24 protein-coding genes are annotated in these 20,547 nt (G+C 39.1%); 17 read left to right on the top strand and 7 right to left on the bottom strand.

Annotated features, from left to right (window positions below):
• The coding region (locus HC000_RS11165; RefSeq protein ID WP_179807664.1) for an IS66 family transposase at window positions 1-981 on the top strand (981 nt) is incomplete at its 5' end.
• Between the two features lie 97 nt (window positions 982-1,078).
• Here the strand turns inward: HC000_RS11165 and HC000_RS11170 are convergent.
• Window positions 1,079-1,303, bottom strand: coding sequence for a hypothetical protein (locus HC000_RS11170; RefSeq protein ID WP_257025499.1), 225 nt, complete (start codon window positions 1,301-1,303; stop codon window positions 1,079-1,081).
• A gap of 219 nt (window positions 1,304-1,522) precedes the next feature.
• Here HC000_RS11170 and asd point away from each other — a divergent pair, with 219 nt between their 5' ends.
• Window positions 1,523-2,662: an aspartate-semialdehyde dehydrogenase gene (gene asd, locus HC000_RS11175; RefSeq protein ID WP_089369300.1), complete on the top strand. Its 1,140-nt coding sequence runs from the start codon at window positions 1,523-1,525 to the stop codon at window positions 2,660-2,662.
• Window positions 2,663-2,813: 151 nt separating this feature from the next.
• On the opposite strand, the gene HC000_RS11180 is transcribed toward asd, so the two are convergent.
• Window positions 2,814-3,623, bottom strand: a complete 810-nt coding sequence (locus HC000_RS11180; RefSeq protein ID WP_172459253.1) for an ion transporter — start codon at window positions 3,621-3,623, stop codon at window positions 2,814-2,816.
• 80 nt (window positions 3,624-3,703) lie between these two features.
• On the opposite strand from HC000_RS11180, the gene HC000_RS11185 reads away from it, so the two are divergent.
• The 5 genes from HC000_RS11185 to HC000_RS11205 all read left to right on the top strand — a co-directional run bounded on the left by HC000_RS11185 (window position 3,704) and on the right by HC000_RS11205 (window position 5,726).
• On the top strand, window positions 3,704-3,916 hold the full coding sequence (locus tag HC000_RS11185) for a hypothetical protein (protein ID WP_011330154.1): 213 nt from the start codon (window positions 3,704-3,706) through the stop codon (window positions 3,914-3,916).
• Window positions 3,917-4,012: 96 nt separating this feature from the next.
• Window positions 4,013-4,294, top strand: coding sequence for a hypothetical protein (locus tag HC000_RS11190; RefSeq protein ID WP_011330155.1), 282 nt, complete (start codon window positions 4,013-4,015; stop codon window positions 4,292-4,294).
• A 69-nt stretch (window positions 4,295-4,363) separates the two neighbouring features.
• Entirely contained in the window at window positions 4,364-4,555 is a 192-nt protein-coding gene (locus tag HC000_RS11195) for a YwbE family protein (RefSeq protein ID WP_011330156.1), read from the top strand.
• Window positions 4,555-5,073, top strand: a complete 519-nt coding sequence (locus HC000_RS11200; RefSeq protein ID WP_086999126.1) for a DUF4240 domain-containing protein — start codon at window positions 4,555-4,557, stop codon at window positions 5,071-5,073. The genes HC000_RS11195 and HC000_RS11200 overlap by 1 nt, the downstream gene beginning before the upstream one ends.
• Window positions 5,074-5,264: 191 nt before the next feature.
• Complete coding sequence (locus HC000_RS11205; protein ID WP_089369301.1) at window positions 5,265-5,726, top strand: hypothetical protein; 462 nt, start codon at window positions 5,265-5,267, stop codon at window positions 5,724-5,726.
• An 18-nt stretch (window positions 5,727-5,744) separates the two neighbouring features.
• Here HC000_RS11205 and HC000_RS11210 read toward each other — a convergent pair whose 3' ends face one another.
• The 3 genes from HC000_RS11210 to HC000_RS11220 all read right to left on the bottom strand — a co-directional run bounded on the left by HC000_RS11210 (window position 5,745) and on the right by HC000_RS11220 (window position 7,907).
• A complete protein-coding gene (locus HC000_RS11210) occupies window positions 5,745-7,004 on the bottom strand; it encodes a Y-family DNA polymerase (RefSeq protein ID WP_089369302.1) in 1,260 nt (419 codons plus the stop codon).
• Entirely contained in the window at window positions 6,992-7,405 is a 414-nt protein-coding gene (gene umuD, locus HC000_RS11215; RefSeq protein WP_086999133.1) for a translesion error-prone DNA polymerase V autoproteolytic subunit, read from the bottom strand. Before umuD ends, HC000_RS11210 begins: the two co-directional genes overlap by 13 nt.
• 82 nt (window positions 7,406-7,487) lie before the next feature.
• Window positions 7,488-7,907 carry a MarR family winged helix-turn-helix transcriptional regulator gene (locus HC000_RS11220; RefSeq protein WP_086999137.1) on the bottom strand — a complete coding sequence of 140 codons (420 nt, stop codon included), beginning with the start codon at window positions 7,905-7,907 and terminating at the stop codon, window positions 7,488-7,490.
• Window positions 7,908-8,027: 120 nt separating this feature from the next.
• Between HC000_RS11220 and HC000_RS11225 the strand changes: the two genes are divergently transcribed.
• The 3 genes from HC000_RS11225 (at window position 8,028) to HC000_RS11235 (ending at window position 11,182) form a co-directional block, all read left to right on the top strand.
• Complete coding sequence (locus tag HC000_RS11225) at window positions 8,028-8,771, top strand: siderophore-interacting protein (RefSeq protein ID WP_089369303.1); 744 nt, start codon at window positions 8,028-8,030, stop codon at window positions 8,769-8,771.
• A gap of 128 nt (window positions 8,772-8,899) precedes the next feature.
• Window positions 8,900-9,889, top strand: coding sequence for an LLM class flavin-dependent oxidoreductase (locus HC000_RS11230; RefSeq protein WP_089369338.1), 990 nt, complete (start codon window positions 8,900-8,902; stop codon window positions 9,887-9,889).
• A gap of 270 nt (window positions 9,890-10,159) precedes the next feature.
• Window positions 10,160-11,182, top strand: coding sequence for a patatin family protein (locus tag HC000_RS11235; protein ID WP_179807665.1), 1,023 nt, complete (start codon window positions 10,160-10,162; stop codon window positions 11,180-11,182).
• Between the two features lie 93 nt (window positions 11,183-11,275).
• Here the strand turns inward: HC000_RS11235 and HC000_RS11240 are convergent, their stop codons facing one another.
• Entirely contained in the window at window positions 11,276-11,707 is a 432-nt protein-coding gene (locus HC000_RS11240; protein WP_058375129.1) for an Lrp/AsnC family transcriptional regulator, read from the bottom strand.
• Between the two features lie 168 nt (window positions 11,708-11,875).
• On the opposite strand from HC000_RS11240, the gene HC000_RS11245 reads away from it, so the two are divergent.
• From HC000_RS11245 to HC000_RS11265, 5 genes are all read left to right on the top strand, one after another.
• Complete coding sequence (locus HC000_RS11245) at window positions 11,876-12,946, top strand: ornithine cyclodeaminase (RefSeq protein WP_179807666.1); 1,071 nt, start codon at window positions 11,876-11,878, stop codon at window positions 12,944-12,946.
• A complete protein-coding gene (locus HC000_RS11250; protein ID WP_179807677.1) occupies window positions 12,943-13,854 on the top strand; it encodes an arginine deiminase-related protein in 912 nt (303 codons plus the stop codon). The genes HC000_RS11245 and HC000_RS11250 overlap by 4 nt, the downstream gene beginning before the upstream one ends.
• Window positions 13,855-13,966: 112 nt before the next feature.
• The gene (locus tag HC000_RS11255) at window positions 13,967-15,373 is read left to right on the top strand and encodes an alanine/glycine:cation symporter family protein (protein WP_011330168.1); all 1,407 of its coding nucleotides are present in this window, start codon (window positions 13,967-13,969) and stop codon (window positions 15,371-15,373) included.
• A gap of 183 nt (window positions 15,374-15,556) precedes the next feature.
• Window positions 15,557-16,591 carry a patatin-like phospholipase family protein gene (locus HC000_RS11260; protein ID WP_179807667.1) on the top strand — a complete coding sequence of 345 codons (1,035 nt, stop codon included), beginning with the start codon at window positions 15,557-15,559 and terminating at the stop codon, window positions 16,589-16,591.
• Between the two features lie 103 nt (window positions 16,592-16,694).
• Entirely contained in the window at window positions 16,695-17,165 is a 471-nt protein-coding gene (locus HC000_RS11265; protein ID WP_179807668.1) for a hypothetical protein, read from the top strand.
• Between the two features lie 215 nt (window positions 17,166-17,380).
• Here HC000_RS11265 and HC000_RS11270 read toward each other — a convergent pair whose 3' ends face one another.
• On the bottom strand, window positions 17,381-17,944 hold the full coding sequence (locus tag HC000_RS11270) for a YSC84-related protein (RefSeq protein ID WP_089369312.1): 564 nt from the start codon (window positions 17,942-17,944) through the stop codon (window positions 17,381-17,383).
• A 138-nt stretch (window positions 17,945-18,082) separates the two neighbouring features.
• On the opposite strand from HC000_RS11270, the gene HC000_RS11275 reads away from it, so the two are divergent.
• Together HC000_RS11275 and HC000_RS11280 are read left to right on the top strand one after the other, a co-directional pair.
• On the top strand, window positions 18,083-19,294 hold the full coding sequence (locus HC000_RS11275) for a tyrosine-type recombinase/integrase (protein WP_011330177.1): 1,212 nt from the start codon (window positions 18,083-18,085) through the stop codon (window positions 19,292-19,294).
• Complete coding sequence (locus tag HC000_RS11280) at window positions 19,294-20,487, top strand: cation:proton antiporter (protein ID WP_179807669.1); 1,194 nt, start codon at window positions 19,294-19,296, stop codon at window positions 20,485-20,487. The genes HC000_RS11275 and HC000_RS11280 overlap by 1 nt, the downstream gene beginning before the upstream one ends.
• Window positions 20,488-20,547 lie beyond the last annotated feature (60 nt).

A 20,547-nucleotide genomic window follows, 5' to 3' on the forward strand; every position in this document is an offset into this window, starting at 1 on the left:
AGTTTGCTCAGTCAGCTTATCACCAGTAAATACCAATACGGGTTACCGCTGTATCGCCAGGAAGCGATGTTTAAGCAATACGGTATTGAACTCAGTCGACAGACCATGAGCAGCTGGATAGACAAATCAGCCACACTCTTCGCGCCATTAGTTGAACGGCTTAAAGCCGAGTTGTTAAGGCAACCCACGCTGTTTGCCGATGAAACGCCATTAAAGGTGGTGAAATCGGACAAAGTAAACAGTTACATGTGGGTGTATTGCTCGGGTCGAGATTCACCAGACCCGAATAATCCCATCCCTAATATCGTACTTTACGACTTCCACAATAGTCGCGCGGCCGCCTGCGTGGTCAATTATCTTGATGGATATCAAGGGTACTTGCACGTGGATGGCTATCAAGCCTATGCCAGAACAGAGGCAACCTTAATCGGCTGCTGGGCGCATGCTCGTCGTAAATTTATCGACGCGAAAAAGCTACAAGGTAAAAACAAAACCGGCAAAGCGGATGTGGTATTGAGCCTTATCCAAAAACTGTACGGCGTTGAGTCACGCATCAAAGATAAAAGTGTGGATGACAAATATACGGCAAGACAAGAGGTTAGCCTGCCTATTCTTAGCAAGCTAAAAATATGGCTTGAGCAGGATCAGCCAAATTTAGTGGGGAACAGCAAACTGATAGAGGCAGCTAATTACCTGGCAAATCAATGGCACAAGCTCATACGCTATGTTGATGATGGCCGACTTAGCATCGATAATAATAGAGCAGAACGCGCGGTAAAACCGTTTGTGATAGGCCGAAAGAATTGGTTATTTAGCCAAACGGCTAACGGTGCCCATGCTAGTGCCACCCTTTACAGCATTGTGGAAACCGCCAAGATAAATGGTCTAATCCCATTTAATTACATCTGTGCTTGCCTTGATGAACTGTGCCAGCCTGAGCCCGATATCGACAGCTTGTTACCCTGGAATTTTAAAACATAGGTGTAGTTCGCTAGACGCTCACTTATATTTTGCCAACTTTATTGGCACTTTATAGTTGCATAGAGCTGATAACATTGGTTTTTCATACTAGTGCTTTTCATCCCCATGATTGGTTATACCAATCGAAGTATCCATAGGCGCTTTCATCCTCTCCCCAAGTAACAGTGCTTCCAGAGGTTTCTAGGTTGTGACCACACTCTTCACAAAATTGATTTCCATTTGTCGGTCCCACAATAAATGGCTTTAAGTTTCTATTTATCCATACTTGTGGGCTGTAATAAGTTGTTGCGGTATTGACTAATACGCCTTGTTGCTCTTCCATATTTATTTCTGAGCATGGTAAATATAAGTTTCAACAAGGTTAAGCTTTTATTAAAGTTTAAAATAAGCACAGTATGTCTTTGCATTTTTTACACTATGAAAAAAATTTGAGTTCTACTTTATTCACTAGTTTTAGGGTGCTGGTGGTGTTATTTTGACGTTAATGAAAATTAAATCTCACGCAATGAATTTTAATTTTTAATCTTTTCAGGCAACTTTTATGAATCAAATAATGGAACTCACAATGAAAAAAGTAGGATTAGTCGGTTGGCGTGGCATGGTTGGCTCTGTGTTATTAGAGCGTATGAAGCAACAAAGTGATTTTGCACTTATCGACACCACCTTTTTCACCACCTCACAAGCGGGCCAATTAGGCCCAGATATTGCGGGCGAAGCAAAGCCGTTACTCGATGCCAGCAATATTACCGAACTGGCTAAAATGGACATTATTGTTACCTGCCAAGGTGGCGATTACACCAATGCGGTTTATCCACAATTGCGCGAGTCGGGTTGGGATGGTTATTGGATAGATGCAGCGTCGGCACTGCGTATGGCTAACGACAGCATTATAGTACTCGATCCGGTCAATAAAGACGTTATTGAGCAAGGTTTATCACAAGGTGTTAAAACCTTTGTAGGCGGTAACTGTACGGTTTCTCTTATGTTGCTTGCACTGGGCGGTTTATTTGAGCAAGACTTAATAGAATGGGTAAGCCCCATGACCTACCAAGCCGCGTCGGGCGCGGGTGCGCGCAACATGAAAGAGTTAATTGCACAAATGGGCGCAATTCATCAAAGTGTTGCCGAGCAACTTGCAAATCCAAGTGCTGCTATTTTAGAAATAGATAAAATAGTCAGTGAAAAAATGGCCTCGAACCAATTGCCACAGGATCAGTTTGGTGTGCCACTCGCGGGAAGTTTAATTCCGTGGATTGATGTGCCTATGCCAAGTGGTCAAAGTAAAGAAGAGTGGAAAGCGCAAGTTGAAGCGAATAAAATTTTAGGCTCGGCTAAACAACCTATTCCAATAGATGGTTTATGTGTACGTATTGGTGCTATGCGTTGTCATTCACAAGCAATGACTATTAAATTACGCGAAGATATTAGCGTTGCCAAAATAGAGCAAATTTTAGAATCGCATAACGAGTGGGTAAACGTTATTCCTAATGAGCGCGATATTAGCACTACCGACTTAACCCCAGTTAAGGTCACCGGTACACTGAGCATTCCAATTGGGCGTATTCGTAAATTAGCCATGGGGCCTAAATATATTAGCGCCTTTACCGTTGGCGATCAGCTGTTATGGGGTGCTGCAGAGCCGCTACGTCGTATGCTTCGCATAATTGTTGACAGCGAATAATAGCAATTTAATGTAACCGTATAAACGCTCACATTGTTTTATAAAAAGGGTTAGCCATCGGCTAACCCTTTTTTATTTTAAATGCTAAATTAATTATTCTTCAACTTAGGGCTATTAAGCTGGTGGCTGTGAATAATTAATAGCCTTTTTATTAATACTCTTTTTCTTTGAGTAGTGATTTTAGATCAGCAATTTGTGCTTGCAAGGCGTTTACTTGCCCTTGTGTCGCGGGCAGTGAATCGTTATCGGCCAGCTCATCGCGGGCATTTTTATGCTCTTGCGACATCACTTCTAAAATGGCGCCAACCATCATATTTAAAAATACAAACGCGGTTAAAAATATAAAGGTTAAGTAGTAAATCCAGCTAAGTTTATAAACTAGCATGGTTTCGTACATTACGTCGGTCCAATCTTCAAACGTGGCAATTCTGAACAAGGTCAACATAGATATTGATACATCACCCCACAATACTGGGTTTATATGTGCAAACATCATACTGCCTATAGCGGCGTAAATATAAAAAATAACAAACATCAGCAGGGCTATGTAACCCATTTGCGGAATAGCTTTAAGTAAAGCGTTAACTAATAAACGCAGCTCGGGGACCATAGACACCAGCCGCAATACACGAAATATTCGCAATAGGCGTGCAATTAGCATACTTGAGCCAGCCGCGGGGTATAAGCTACCTAGTACAATAAGGGTGTCGAAAATATTCCAACCTTTGGAAAAAAAATCTTTGATACCTTTACTGGCAATAAAGCGAATTACGAGCTCAATTAAAAAGAACGCCGTAATGCCTATATCCATCCAGTTAAGGACAATTTCTACCGTTGGCGGAAGTGAATAGGTGTGAGCACCTACGGTAAGAGCAGAAACAACAATTACAGCAATAACAAATGATTGAAATAGTTTGCTTTTATCTATACGCTGAAACTGCTTTTGCAACTGCGGCAACATCATAATAAGTCCTGTACAAAGTAAGGTTTTTTGAGGCGCTTAATATACAGTTTTTACCTTCTAAAGTGTAAGGAATTTTAATGATTATCAATAAACTAAACGCGAGTTTACTGTTTGTAGCCGGTTTGAGTTTGCTCGCTGGCTGCAGCTCTGATGCACGCTTTCATGAAATACAATCTGCACGTCTTGATGAGTGTAACTACAAAGCAGACAAAGAATATTACGAATGCCTTAAATTACAAGAGGCTAATTTTGAAGAGTTTAAAAAACAACGAGCCGAAAACACTCAGTAACGCTTATTTAATCACTCTTATTAAATAACGGCTATTAAGCGTTATTACTATTTAATTTCAAATATTAATAAATTAAGAGGCTATGGCTAACACATTATGACAAAAACTCAAAAACAGCGTGATAAACAAATACGCCAAGTACTGACAATTGCCTGTGAAAATATAAAACAAACCGATTTTGGCTTTGCTTATTTAACACATACCGTTGATTTAAATAACGAAGCTAACACCTTAAAAGTTCAATGCTATTTTAACGATGACCTAGCGTATCAAAAAAGCGAGTTACATTTTGACGCGCTTAAAAATGAGATCACACAACAGCTTGCAACAATTGGTTTGGCTATTAAAGCAGCGAACATTTCGTTTTTAGTCGATTAACCTTTGTTAGGTTGGTTTGTGTATGCTTGAAGGCTATAATTGGCCAAATTTTTTTTTAGAGTATAAATTATGGCTGTTCCTACTCGTTCGCAAATCTCCCCTGGTACAAAAGTAAATATCGTATTAAAAGAAGATCAACGCAGTGGCACATTAACGCAAGGTGTGGTTGAGCGTTTATTAACAAAGTCACCAAACCATCCTCATGGTATTAAAGTACGTTTAGACGATGGCCAAGTAGGCCGAGTGAAAGAGATCTTATAATGAGCACTTTAACAGAACAGGCTTTTTGGGATTTAGTAACCGCCCCCGATTTAGGGCTCGATCCGCAAAATGTGAGTGATAACTTAAAGCTTAAACTGCACGATTTAACCGATCAGCAGTTAATTGAGTTTGATAAATTCTTTGGTATTTGTATGCGTAAATGCTACACCTGGGATTTATTTGGCGCAGCATTTGTAATGGCCGGTTGTAACGACGAATATGGTTTTAGTGAGTTTAGATGCTGGTTAATATCGCGCGGCGCAGACGTGTTCGAAAACGCTTTACTAAACCCAGATTCAATTGCCGCCTGTACGCCTGTGTATCATGTTAACGAGCAGCCTTATCCGTACATTGATGAATACGACTTAATTGCTGGTTTACTTTACGAGGAGCGTAACGATGACGAACTGCCATTTATTCCCTCAGGAAGTGACGAGCCAAGAGGCAAACGCTTTAAAGACAAAGCTAAGTTTTTAAAGCAAAGCTATCCGCTGTTATTTGCTAAGTACTGGCAGTAATATTTTCACGCCCTAATCGTTTTATTTTTTACTGCGTATAAAAACGCTTAGGGTGTGTAGCGCCTTTTTAAAGCAATACGACTTCTCTCCTTTTAAAGTAAATCTCTGTTATAGTTATAAAAGTTATAAAAATTAAGCAACCAAGCATTTCGCTATTATTTAACCCACTAATTCGAGGATACAACCACTTAATGAAATACTTAACACTTGCTTTATTAGCTATTGCTTTTACCAGCGCTCATGCAGTTGCAACCCCAAGTAATAAAAGCCGTTTTATTCCGCTTTTAAAAACAAAACTGGGTGCCTATGAGGTGGTGTCGGCTAATTCAGCGTTATGCGTTAATAGCCAATTGAGTTTAGTAAATCCAGATAATGAAGATGCCGGTTTTACTTTAGGTGAGCAAATTATTTTTGACTCATTACATAACGGAACACAAACGGTTAAAAAGCCCGATTTTTGTTTTGTTACTAGCTCATTAAAATACAAAATCGACGGCATTGAAAACGGCTTAAGAATGAGTCGCTGCGAAAATCCAGCTAACGAAAAAATAATTAGCCAAAGCATTTACTTTTTAGCTAACGACACACTTAAATATACTTTAAGCCAGCCAAGCGTTGCATGCACTTTTAAAAAAGTGCCCGACAGTCAGTAACGCATAGGTAAGCTATACTTACTCACAATATATTTTGGGTATATCACGCCAGCGCGTGGTGTACTGCGGGGATAAAAAATTCCTGTTCATATGCCAACCTTCATTTAATTTACTGCTTGCTAAACTTAGCATTCCTTTACCATAGCGTTTATTTATTGCATCAAGACAATTCATTAATGGTGGATTGTCGGTGCGTTTATTAAATAAATCGTCTTGTTGAAATTGCTGCGCAATAAGCTCTAAAGCACCTACACCACATTTATAATAGCGAATACCCGGCTGGTATATTTGCTCAAACACTTGCGATACAGCACTAGCCATTACGCAGGTGTCGTTAGTGGGGCTGGCAAATGTATACATATACGACTTTTTATAAAAAACGTTTTCGTGAGACGAGCTCGCCGCAAAAATATAAAGTTGTTTGGTAAGCGATTTTTGCTTTCTTAATTTACTAGCAACCACAGTAACGTGATTAATTAACGCGGTTTTAAGTGCCGTTGGCTCGTATATACGCTCACCAAAGCTTCGGGTCGAAAATATCTCGCGCTTATCTTGGCGTACGTCGTCCCAATTTAAGCAAGGTATGCCATTAAGCTCATTTACAGTGCGCTCTACCACCACACTAAATGCACGGCGCATACTGTTAGGGTTTTGCTGCGCTAATTGCCATGCAGTGTGTATGTTCATTACTTTTAATTTTTTGGCTAAACGCTTACCAATACCCCATATATCTTGGCAACTCATTCTTTGTAAAATAGCTTTACGGCTTGCTTCGCAGTTAATAACAGCAACGCCATTAAATCCGGATAATTTTTTAGCGGCATGGTTTGCCGCTTTTGCTAAAGTAGCCGTAGAGCCAAAGCCAACACCAACGGGGAGCTTAGTTTCGCGCCATACGGTGCGCCTAATAGTGTGCCCGTATGCAAACCAGTCATTAATAATAGGGGGGTAACCGTTAAAGTGTAAAAATGATTCGTCGATACTGTATACGTGTTGCACGTCGCAAAAGCGGCCAATAACGTTCATCATTTTGTCGCTTAAATCTGCATATAATTCATAATTACTAGAGCGAATTACTACGTTATTTTGCGCAAGTAACTGCTTAACTTTAAAGTAAGGCGCAAATTTAGGAATGTTTAAACGCCGAGCAATGGGGCACACCGCGCATATGCAACCGTCGTTATTGGTAAGCACTACCACAGGTTTTGAGCGAATAGCCGGGTCGAATACTTTTTCGGCACTGGCATAAAAAGCCACTGCGTCTACTAGGGCATACATAGCTGTAACTCAGGGCTTTGGCGATGCAGACGAATTGAGCGTGTAACTACGCCCTCAAGCTGAAACTCATCGCAGGATGTTAGTTGTACTGGTTTATACAAAGGTGATGCTGAGAGCAGCCGGGCATTGGTTTTATCAAGTAGCTTACACACAAATAAGCCATTTAAATTAGCAACTATAACGTCGCCATTTTTAGCCTGTTCTGCGCGGTCTACTATTAGCAAGTCGCCTTCAAAAATACCCACATCTTGCATTGAACTGCCAGAGGCAACGCCAATAAAAGTGGCGTCGGGGTGCTTTATTAATAGCTCATCAAGCGATACACCAAGCTCGCTATATGGCGCAGCAGGCGATTCAAACCCGCACACACCCGCTTCTATATAAATGGGAATAACAAACATAAAGATCAACCAAAACGCATATGCTGTACAAGTATACAGTATATGCGTTTTGTTTTACTTTTGCCAAGTAATGAATGAAAGATCACTGCATGTTTTTGATCATTGTTTGTGCGGTATTTAAGAAGTCGTTGATTTGCGTCGAGTTTAAATTTTTACACATTTGCTCGTTAACCTGGCGCTCGGCACTTAGTAATTTGTTAAAAAGCGCAGTGCCAGAGGCAGTAAAAGAAACAATAAAACAGCGTTTATCGTGCTCACTGGCACATTTGTTGATTAAATTTAACGCTAAAAGTTCTTTAATTAAACGGGCAATTTGTGCTTTGTCGCGTTGAGTTTGGGTCACAATATCGTTAGCAGTACACTGCGGCGTTGCTGCAATAATATGCAAGCAACGCACATGCATAGCGTTTAAACCAAGGTCGTTTGCATTAATCGCATCACGCGTTGTTACGCGGTAGCTTTGCATTAGCATAAAGAGTGTATTAGGCAGAGATGATTTCATAGTAGTTACCAAGTAGTTGACAATGTCAATTAAATTGCTATAGTTGATTTTATCAACCAATGGGGCGTTGTGCAAATGTTGCTGCATGCAATTTAAACTTTTTGTAAAACGAGGTAATACATGAGTAGACAAATACGCAAAGCACAGGTGCTAAGTACGAAGCAAATTACACCGCACTTACAACGCATTGTGGTGGGCTCTGATGAATTTAAAGATCTTACGCCAAGTTACATAGGCCACTATGTAAAAGTGTTACTGCCCCATAATGGTGAACTCGATTTAAACATAAAAACGGCGCTTATGCGCTCCTATACAATTAACCATGTTAATGAGCAAACGGGGGCGCTCACGCTCGACTTTGTAATTAATATGCACCAAGGTCCTGCTACAAATTGGGCGCAAACAGCAAAAGTGGGAGACAGCTTAGCCATAGCTGGCCCGGGCCCTAAAAAGCTCGATAATTTTAGCCATTCGCACTACGTACTCCTTGGCGACTTAACCTCAGTTAATGCAGTGAAAGGTTATGCTCAGCAGTTACCGCATAGCGCGAAAATTGATATGTTTATTCATGCTCCTAGCAAGCAAGACATTATTAGTTTAGATACGCCGCGCACTGTAAATTGGCTAGTTACCAATAGCCCAGATGAAAGCATGCTAACGGCATTAAACAATTTAAAAGTAGGCGCACAACCTCCAATTGTTTTTATGGCGCTAGAGGCAGGCTTAGTGCGCAAAGTAAAAACTAAACTTAATGAGCTATACGCCATACCACGTGCGCATATTGTGGCATCGGGTTATTGGAAAAAAGGGTTAAATTCAGAGAGCTATAAACAGCAACGCCAACAAGCGGCACAACCCGCTTAAATATGTTCAGGTTATTTAGTGTTTAGCATTTTTTGTATCTTGAATTACAGGTAACGCACACCCATCTCTAGTTTTTATGCTTGTGGTTATAGCACACCATAAGCATGCCATTTATAGGAGCTGCTATTTTGTTATATAATATTCCTTTTTCGTTATTAGAGCTTGCCCCGATGCCCAAAGGGGCAACGGTATCCGAAACGCTACATAAAAGTACTAAATACGCTCAAAGAGCCGACGAGCTAGGTTTTAATCGCTTTTGGTTAGCAGAGCACCATAATATGCCAGGCATTATATGTGCAGCTACCTCTATTTTAGTGGGCCATATAGCCAGTAAAACCGATCGTATACGTGTAGGTTCGGGGGGGATTATGCTGCCAAATCACTCGCCATTAGTTGTAGCCGAACAATTTGGTACATTAGAGAGCTTATACCCAGGGCGTATTGATTTAGGGCTTGGCCGTGCACCAGGAAGCGATCCTATTACGAGTAGAGCTTTAAACTCAGACATGAGCCGAGCAGAGCGCTTCCCTCAAGAAGTAACCGAACTGCAAACCTTATTAGGGCCGTATAATGGCACTCACCCAATACGCGCTATACCCGGTGAGGACACCAATATACCTATTTGGTTATTAGGCTCAAGCTTGTTTAGCGCGCAACTGGCAGCGCAAAAAGGGTTACCGTATGTGTTTGCAGGGCACTTTGCTCCGCGCTTTTTGTACGATGCCATAGAGCTGTATAAGCGCGAATTTAAACCTTCAAAGGTGCTTGATAAGCCATACATAATGCTGGCATTACCGCTGGTGGCTGCCGATACCGACGAAGAAGCACAATACCTATCGACCACTTCGCAACAACGGGTACTTGCGTTAATGCGTGGCAGCGAATTATGGCTGCAACCACCTGTTGACTCTATGGATGGCCTATGGAGTGAGCAAGAACGCGTACAAGTGGAAAACTTTTTAAGTTTAAGTGTAATAGGTGGGCATGTAAGTATAAGACACAAGTTAGAAATGATAGTAAAAGAGCTGGGCGTTGATGAATTTATATTTACCAACGATTTATACGACAGCGAAAAACGCCATAGAGCTATCGAAATTTTAATGGAATTAAAACGTTAAGTTTCATTTAGTTAAGCAGGCGTACACCTTGCGCCTGCTATATTATAAGCGAAATCTAAACTAGTTTTGCTTATAGGCAACATCAATCTGTATTTTGGGAACTCATCTAAGCCACTCCCAAATAACAGCAAATAAATTACCCTACCGCATTCGCTTTAAGCGATTAAACTAATAGATTTAATCAAATTTTATAGTGATTAATTACCCACTATAATTAAAACCACAAAACGTTATAACCCTATAACGCTACTTTTTACAGGAAGGTGCACCGTGAACTCGCTAAATAATGTAATCCCTAATTCAGTTAACAAAGCTGCGCAGCCAAAAATTGCGCTGATTGCTGAAGGTGGCGGACAGCGAGGTATATTTACAGCCGGTGTACTCGATGCGTGGTTAGAGCAAGACTACGACCCATTTGATTTATTTATTGGTACTTCTGCGGGCTCGCAAAACTTAACTAGTTTTTTAGCAAGGCAAAAAGGCTATGCAAAGCGTTTGATCAGAGGGCTGTCGCGTAATAAAAACTTTTTTCAATTAGGCCGTGGTTTAATTGGTAAGCACATAATGGACTTAGACTGGTACTTTGATAAAACCACTGAGGTGAATCGGAGTTTAGATTTTAAAACAGCCAAAAATAACTTAGGGGATCGTGAACTGCTTATTACAGCAACTAACTCACGAGACCGTAAACCGTACTTTTTAGCGCCTACAGGCGAGAGCAAGCAATGGCGTGAGCTATTAAAAGCATCAAGTGCGTTACCATTTTTGTATAAGCAAGGTGTAAAACTAACACCTTGGATGAACACTTTAGCAGCTAACGAAGCCGAGCTTGCCTTAGAGCAAGTAGAGCCAGCAGTGGCCGACTTTTATTTAGATGGCGGCCTTGCAGCACCTTTACCTGTACGTGAAGCCTATAACCGAGGCGCACGTAAAATAGTGGTGATCCGCACGGTTGATATTAACTTTCAAGTACAATCGGCATGGGTAAACAAACTAAGATCATTTGTGTGCGCATCAGGCTATTGTCCTAAAACCATAGATTATTTACTACAGCACGAACAAGCATACCAAGAAGAGTTGGAGTTTATTGCAAACCCACCGGAAGATGTTGAAATTATACAAATTTTTGCAACCGAAAAACTGCATAGCAAATTACTTGGCAGTTCAGATAGCGATTTACGCTTTGATCACAAACTTGGTTTACAGGCAGGGCGCGCATATTTAGCTGAGCAAAATCCGCAAATTTGGGAGCATAGCCATAATCATCAAGCATTGCAGTACTGTTATAACTAAATATAACTATAACTAAGGGGCTTATTTACTCAATTGCATTGAGATAATAAATAACTCCTTTGCTGGCGTATATAGTGCACGCCAGCATTAATTTTAAGTAGACGAAAGCAAAATACTGGTTTCGCTATTTAAAATACCGTTTATCTCTCTTACTTGCCTAAGCACCCCATCAAACTCACTTAAGTTAGCCGCTTGAATTTCGGCTACTAAATCCCACGCACCATTAGTAGTGTGCAATTTAGTTAGCTCAGGAATGCCGCGCATCGTTTTTATAACTTGCGAGGTTGACTTACCTACCACTTCTACCATCATAATTGCTCTAACTGCTTCAGTTTCAATATGCTGATGTACACGCACGGTAAAACCTAAAATTGCCCCAGATGACAGTAATCTATCTAACCTATTTTGTACTGTGCCCCGCGACACGTTTAATGTAGTGGCTAAGGTTGAAATAGAAGCGCGGCCGTCTTTTCTAAGTTCGGCTATTAATGCTTTGTCGAGGACGTCGTAAATATAGGGAGTCATAGGGTACGCCATAGGTAAATTTTGATCAAAATACTAAATTTAATCATTACTGCCTAGCAAAATGATAAAAAACAATGCTATTTGTATAACTAATTGCCATTTTAACTGGCGCACCAGAGCGATAAACTGCCTATAAATAATTGCACACACTTACTTATAGAGGTTTTAATGACGCATTTTATAGCACAGCCAAAACAAGGCGTTCCTTTTGTTAGCGTACAAACAATGGCACAGCTTATAAATAAACTCGGCATAGAAAATGTTTTACAACAGCTAACAAAGCGACTAGAAACAGACTTTGCTCGTTGGCAGCAGTTTGATAAATCCCCGCGTTATGCAGCGCATTCACCAGAGGGCGTAATAGAGCTTATGCCAGTGAGCGATGGCGAACTATTTAGCTGTAAGTATGTAAATGGGCATCCTAAAAATACCTTTAGAGAGCTGCAAACCGTTGCTGCATTTGGTATTTTAGCCGATGTAGATAGCGGTTATCCGGTTATGATCAGCGAAATGTGCCTACTTACCGCACTAAGAACTGCAGCCACTTCAGCATTAGTCGCCAAATATTTAGCCCCTGAAAATGCAACCACACTAACGCTAATTGGTAACGGTGCGCAGTCTGAGTTTCAGGCGTTGGCATTTAAAAGTGTACTGGGTATTACTCATATTCGTTTATACGATATAGACCCAAGTGTGTCGCAAAAAGCCTTTAATAACCTCACTGCCTATGGCTTAAACGTCACTATTTGTAACAGTGCTGCAGAGGCTGTAAAAGGCGCGCACATAATAACAACCTGCACTGCGGATAAAACCAATGCCACAATTTTAACCAGCGAGATGATCCCACAAGGCGTGCATATAAATGCCATTGGTGGCGACTGCCCAGGTAAAACAGAGTTAGATGCAAAGCTGTTGGAACGCGCCGCTGTATTTGTAGAGTACGAGCCACAAACACGCATTGAAGGTGAAATTCAACAAATGAGTGCAGATTTTGCTGTAACCGAATTTCATCAAGTTATTAATGGGCAAGCTTGCGGGCGTGAAAGCCAGCAACAACTAACTATTTTTGATGGCGTGGGCTTTGCCAGCGAAGACTTTACGGCATTAGCGTTTATTCGCGATCAGCTCATTGCAACGGGGCAGTACAGTTTGCTTGATTTAATTACCCAGCAAGCCGATCCGCGTAATTTGTTTTCGGTTTTAACCACTGAGCATACGCAGCAAGAGAGTGTGGCATAAGTATGGTAAACCAAGCCCCTAATAGTATTGTGATGGTTCGCCCACATCATTTTACCTCTAACCCGCAAACTATGCGTGATAACACATTTCAGCGAAGTTGTTTAACAACAGATCAAAGCTTACATGCGTATAACGAAGTAACCAATGCAGTAGAAGTGTTAAAGCAAGAAGGGATCCTCGTTCACCTTTTTGAAGACCAGCATAAAGATACGCCCGACTCGGTATTTCCTAATAATTGGTTTACTACTCACCAAAATGGCGAAATACTAACCTATCCAATGTACGCAAAAAGCAGAAGAGCAGAATATCGCAAAGATATTATTGATTTTTTAACGGATCAATATAAAGTGTCTTCAGTGACTGATTATTCATTTTTAGCGAAAGAAAATTCATTCTTGGAAGGCACTGGTTCACTGGTTATTGATCATCAATATAAGTTTGCTTATGCGGTTGAATCAAAGCGAACGACACAGTCAGTTGTTAACACAGTATGCGAGCAATTAAAGCTAACCCCGGTGGTTTTTAATGCCTACGATATGCAAGGCACAGCGGTTTACCATACCAATGTATTAATGTGTGTTGCTACAGAGTTTGCCATGATTGGCTTAGACATGGTGCCAAACGAACAGCGCAGGCAGCTAGTAAGCCATTTATTGCAAAGCTATCATCAAGTCATTGAGTTATCGGGCGATCAAATTAATCACTTTTGCGGCAATGCCATTGAGTTACAGGGTAAAAGCGGACGGATTTTAGCGTTATCAGCAACGGCTTTTAAAGCACTTACTGCAGCGCAAATTAAGGTAATAGAAAAAAGTGCCAAATTGGTGCCTTTACCTATTCCTACCATTGAATCTGCTGGTGGCTCAGTAAGGTGTATGATCGCTGGCATTCATTTACCAACAAAGTAAATGTATAAAATTTAATAGTATAAGGCAGTGTTACTGCCTTTATTATTTTATAACGTATATTTGTGTCGCTTGCAGTGCCTATTTAAATAAGAAATATAACAAGGAATTAGCAATGTTCGATACCGTAGTAAAAAGTGTAAATGGTATTTTATGGGGAGAGGGCCAAGTCCTCATTTACATTTTATTGTTTGCTGGTATTTGGTTTTCGGTGCGTTTAAAAGCCATTCAAATACTTAAATTTAAACATATGTTTAGTTTACTAAAAGGCAGCAGCAAATGTAAAAAAGGCGACATATCATCATTTCAAGCGCTGTGTACTGGTTTATGTGCGCGGGTAGGCACGGGTAACTTAGCAGGTGTTGCCGTTGCTATATCATTAGGTGGTAGTGGTGCCATTTTTTGGATGTGGGTTATTGCCATATTAGGCATGGCCACAGGCTTTGCCGAAAGTGTATTAGGTCAAGTATATAAAGTGCGCGACAGCCAAGGCGAGTTTAGAGGCGGCCCTGCGTATTATATTCAACAAGGATTAGGCAATCGAGCCTTCGCTATTACTTTTGCACTGTGCTTATTTTTAGGTTACGGCTTTACCTTTAGCGCCATGCAAACCAACACCATTACCGATGCACTTAATTTTGCCTTCGAAATTCCAACCTTTTACTCTGGATTAGTGATCACTGTGTTAGCCGGCTCTATTATTGTGGGTGGTTTTAAAGCAATCGCTCGCTTTGCTGAGCGCGTAGTACCGGTAATGGGCATAGTGTTTGTGCTTGTTGCAGTTATTATTACCTTAATAAACTTCACCCAAGTGCCTGCTATGCTTAAAGATATATTTTTATCAGCATTTGGGCTGCAAGAAGCAGGTGCAGGCGCGATGGGCGCAGCAATAAAAAATGGTATTCAACGTGGCCTTTATTCAAACGAAGCGGGCGCGGGCAGTGTGCCACATGCTTCAGCCAGTGCAAGCCCACTGCCTAATCATCCGGTAACACAGGGCTACATTCAAATGTTAGGGGTGTTTTTCGACACCATAGTATTGTGTAGTTGTACTGCGGTTATTATTTTACTTGCCGATATAGACATAAGCGGCGAAATGGAAGGTATACGTTTAACGCAAAGCGCCATGACCGCTCATTTAGCGCAAGGGGGTGTGTACTTTGTAGCAGCCGCTATTACCTTGTTTGCCTTTACGTCTGTAGTAGCCAACTATGCTTACGCAGAAAGTAACTTGCACTTATTTAAACTCGATAACAAAATGGGTCGTGGTATTTATACTTTGCTTTATTTATCAATGATGTTGTGGGGCGCGTCGGCCACATTAAAGCAAGTATGGGATTTAGCCGATATTGCTTTAGGTTTAATGACAGTGGTTAACGTTATCGCTATTATATTGCTAACCCCAACAATATTAGCGGTTACTCGCGATTATCATACGCAACGCGAAAAAGGCTTAGAGCCCGAATTTAAAGTAAATGATGTAAAAGTACAGGGTAAATGCGAAACCGGCATTTGGGACTAGTTAACGTATTTTAAGTCACTTTTAGCATTAATAAACGGTTTTATGGCAGCATAAAATCGTTTTTATTTTTGCATAACTATTCTATTTTCAGCCTGGTTATATACAAGGTAATTAACAAATATATACCATTAAATAGAAATAAGCAGCGCAATTAAACACAGATTTTATAGGCTAAATTTTTAGATGATCAACATTTACGCAGGTAAAACTGCTGCAAAAATAATAAACGAACAGGGGTTTAAACCCGAATTATTCAGCTCATTTTTAGGTGCCAGCGGCGGGCCAAAATGGTTTACCTTGTTTGGCTTAGACAAGTATATATTTGGTGAGTTTTTTAAAAACCATAGCCAACCACTTAATTTAATTGGCTCCTCGGCCGGTGCATTTCGTGCCGCGTGTTTTGCGCAAAATGATCCGGTGGCAGCCATTGAACGTTTAGCCATATCGTATTCGCAAACCAGATACTCTAGTAATAAACCAACACCAGCTGAAATTACCACTAAAGCCCGCGCACTGCTTGAAGATGTTTTTGGCAATAACGGCGTGGCCGAAATTATAAATAACCCCGTATTTAAAGCACATTTTATAGTGGCAAAATCGAATGGATTTATAGGCAGTGAAAATAAATTATTACAGCTTATGGGGTTATCAAAAAGTTATATGCTTAATCGGGTAAACCGAAAATACTTAGGTTCACAATATCAGCGTTTTATATTTGGCCCAGCAACAAGCGACTTATCAATTACCGACAGCTATAATTTTAAAACACAAAAAATAGCGCTTACCCAAAATAATTTAAAAGATGCCTTACTTGCATCGGGTTCAATACCGTTAGTTATGCAAGGAATTAAAAATATTGCAGGAACACCCGTTGGCATGTATCGCGATGGCGGAATTATTGATTACCACTTTGATTTAAAAATTAACAACCCAGGACTCATTTTATATCCGCACTTTAATTCAGAGCCAAAAGCAGGGTGGTTTGATAAAAATTTAAAACGTAAAGTATCGCCACTTAATTACGATAACGTGGTAATGATCACGCCATCAAAAGAATTTATAGCAGGCTTACCTTACGGAAAAATTCCAGATAGAAATGATTTTACAGATCTAGATGCCGACACACGCATTAAATATTGGAATACAGTATTTAGTGAAACAGAAAGATTAGCAGAGGCGCTTGATAAAATGGCAAATAATAAAATATATATAAATTAAAAGGTAATTTAAAAGGTAATTTAAAATCGAAACTCTAATTAGTAAAGAATTTCTTCCTCTATTAAACTCAGCTATCACAGGAGGTGTTGCGATATTAGCTGTATTGATAACAGGGATCATAAACTTTAAAATAAATAAAAATAATAACGAAACTAAATATGATAAAGAAGCTTTAAACAAAGTATTAGATAAACAGGAAGAAATTATCACTTCTTTAAGTAAGTATGTTAATGACCAACTTATAGAAGCGACCACGCTTATTTTCTTATATGAAGGTAAAATTGATACTAGTAATGCTTTTGAAAAAATAGATACAATAAAAGGAATACATGATTATACTAAAATAAAAACATTGGCTATGATTTACTTAACAAAGGAAGAATTTAAAAAAGTTGAAGAAATTAATGATATAACAATAAAAATATCAGAGTTTCTACCTGATACAGTAGAGTCTAAGCTAGACAAAAAGAAAGTAGAAAATATAAAATCACTTAGAGATGAGTTAGTAAGCTCATCTGATAATTTAGAATGTATAATTTATAATAAATGTAGAAATATTTTAAACTTAGAGTGACATTTTATAATTATAAAGAACGGGAGATAAGTTTTAATATTATTCATTCAATACGCTATATGAATGAATAATACCAAGGACAGACTCTGAAAACTTATTTGGTTACGGTTATAATTAACACAGCCCATAAATTACGTTATGTTAAATTGCTTTATTTAAAAGAAAGCGAGGGTGATTATTCAAATCAGCTCGCTTTTAGGAGAGTAATTTAGGGGTTAATTAAGCTCGGAGTCGACCCAAAACTTAGTACCTTTTAATACTGCTTGTAGTGCAAGGCCGCTTTCGGTCAAAGAATACACAGTAACTTGGTCTGCTATAGCTTCGGCAACTAATGCACCGCCTTTTTCTTTATATTTAGCTGCTGCATCTGCGTTTCCGCCAAATGCCCAACCGTGTTCAATAAATCTGTTTAGTGCCGCTTGGTTATGAAAAACCATAACAACGTTAAAGTCTTTAACACCTAAACCTAGGCCTAAACCGGCTTCGCCCATATTCATGTATGTAGATTTACCCGTTAGGTTATTTTTAATAACACCATAACCACCACCAAAACTAGCTAAAACAACATTGACGTTGGCATTATCAAAAACAGCATAACCTGCAGAGTTAGCAATTTGCTTTTTAACATCTGGTTTTATCGTGTAAAGTTTACTTAATGTATTTGATTCCATGCTATGCACTAATGCACGTTTTTCGCTTGGTGAGGCGCTGCCTGTTGTTGCACAACCTGTGAGCGCGAGTGTAAATACGACCATACTTAGCAAAATAAATCTTTTCATGAATTTTCCTTAAATAACATTTATAACTAGCAAGTATATAATTACAAAATAATAGAATCTATTTATGTCCAATACTAGACAGTATCGGACTTTATGGTTAATCTATAAGTCTATTATTTTATTGAATATTTTATTACTATGCTAGTTGCTTTGGTTGATACGTTAAAACAATTGAGATATCAAATTGCTCATCTTGAAGATAATACTTTAAATTCAGAATATCCAGAACTGGCTACCTTTATACAGCAAGTTGGCTTGACTGTAACTGAATCAAAACAAGATCTTACCTTCTTATACCAGTTTTTATATGTTTATGGTCGCAAATCGGAAGCAACCTATAGTCGGTTTAGAAGTGAGCTTGAACGTTTTTATTTATGGGCATGGTTAGTGGCTGAAAAATCAGTATTTGATTTAAAGCGCGAAGATATTGAAGGTTATGTAGATTTTGTTGTTGAACCAGATAAAGCTTGGGCTACAACATCAGTACAATGGCGTTATAAAGACGAGCAAGGTATTCGTCGTTTAAATACAAATTGGCGCCCTTTCATCCAAAAAGAATCAATTGCTAGCCAACAAACATTATCGGCAATGTTTACTGCACTTAACGTATTTTATAAGTTTGCTATTCTAGAAGAAAAAACCTTTGCCAATTTTGTGCCGGTAGTAAAAAAGAATAGCCCCTATTTGGTGGTTCAATCGCAAATACAGATCCCCGATACGCTAAGCGATATACAATGGGAATATGTGTTTGGGGTAACGCGCGACTTATGTGAGCAACAACCTGATCTAGAAAGAAATTTATTTACTCTGGCATGTTTAAAAGGATTATATTTACGGATCTCCGAATTGTCAGAGCGGCCACAATGGTCGCCCGTTATGTCGCATTTTTGGCAAGACAATGATGGTTTTTGGTTTTTGCGTATTATGGGTAAAGGTAATAAATTACGAGATGTAACTCTAAGCGATGATTTTGTTGAATATTTAAAACGCTACCGACTTTATCGTGGTTTACCTGCCCTACCACGCGTTGATGAATCTGAACCTTTGGTGCATAAAATCCGTGGCCAAGGTGGCATGACAGTTAGGCAAATACGACGTTTGGTACAACAAAGTTTTGATTTAGCTCAGCAATCTTTACTTGATGATGGTTTTAAAGATGACTCTGAACAACTTGAAGCAGCAACCGCACATTGGCTTAGACATACAGGTGCAACACACGATGCGCAAACACGACCACTCAAACATTTATCTGAAGATTTAGGACACGCAAAAATAGCAACTACAGACCAAATTTATATTCAAACAAATATAAAAGAACGTGCAAAATCTGGTTTAAAAAGGAAAATATAATGGAATATTTAGTTATTACTTTTATTGGCAGTTTGTTTTTAATTTATTCATTAACAATCAGGCAATTAGAAAGAACCGAAATCACTGGCCCAATGTTTTTTGTGATTGGAGGAATAGCACTTGCCTGGTTTATACCTGAGGAAGTTGAACAATTAAAAAATGGTGGAGCTTATATATTACCTTTAATTGAATTAACTTTAAGTTTGTTTTTATTTACCGACGCTACAAAAACAAAACTAAGCGTTTTAAAACATAGTTATCAGTACCCAAGTTTATTATTATTTGTTGCCCTACCCCTTACCTTGTTGTTAGGTATTGGTACTGCATTATTTTTATTTGCAGAGTTAACACTTATTCAAGCTGCATTATTAGCAATTATTTTAACACCAACCGATGCAGCACTCAGTAAAGGACTATTAGAAAGTACACAAGTGCCCGAAAATATCCGCGAAGGAATAAATACTGAAAGTGGTTTAAATGATGGTTTATGTGTACCTGTATTTTTAATTTTTTTGTTATTAGCTAATAACCCCGAGCTTGGGATCACAGCTTCACAAACTATGATTATTTTTACTCGGGAACTTGGTATAGCGCTATTAATTGCAATTGCGAGTGTTGCGATATTTATTCCTACTTTAAACTTTGCTATGCAACGCCATTATTTTGCACAAAAAACCAGTCCTTTTTTGCTGGTAGGTTTTGCAATGGCGATATTTTCTATTACACAGTATTTTCATAGTAGTGGTTTTATTGCCGTGTTTGTAGCAGGTTTATTGTTTGACCGGTTTTCTCCAGAATCGATACGTTGTGAAATTGTTGAAGACTCAGAGCACATAGCCGATTTTGCTGCATTATTAATTTGGTGTTTATTTGGTTTTGTAAGTGCCTATTTGGTTTTACCAAAACTCAGTTTTGAAATAATCATTTATGCTTTACTTAGTGCAACTTTGATCAGAATAATTCCGGTTATGTTGTCACTGCAATTTACTGCACTGAATATAAAAGAGCGATTTACTTTTGCTTGGTTTGGACCAAGAGGACTCGCATCGATAGTATTTACGTTAATGGTAATTGATACTCAAATAGAAAATAAATATCAGATTGCAACTATTGCTATGACCACTATTTTATTTAGTGTATTTATTCATGGTATAACTACTAAGCCAATTGCAGATAGTTTTGCTAAAAAGTAAAAAGTAAAAATGCGTAATTTTATTTATAGAGTTACGCATTTTTTAATCAGCCTAATAAAG

The sequence above is a fragment of the Pseudoalteromonas sp. MIP2626 genome, from assembly GCF_013414205.1.
In the GTDB taxonomy this organism is placed as follows: domain Bacteria; phylum Pseudomonadota; class Gammaproteobacteria; order Enterobacterales; family Alteromonadaceae; genus Pseudoalteromonas; species Pseudoalteromonas nigrifaciens.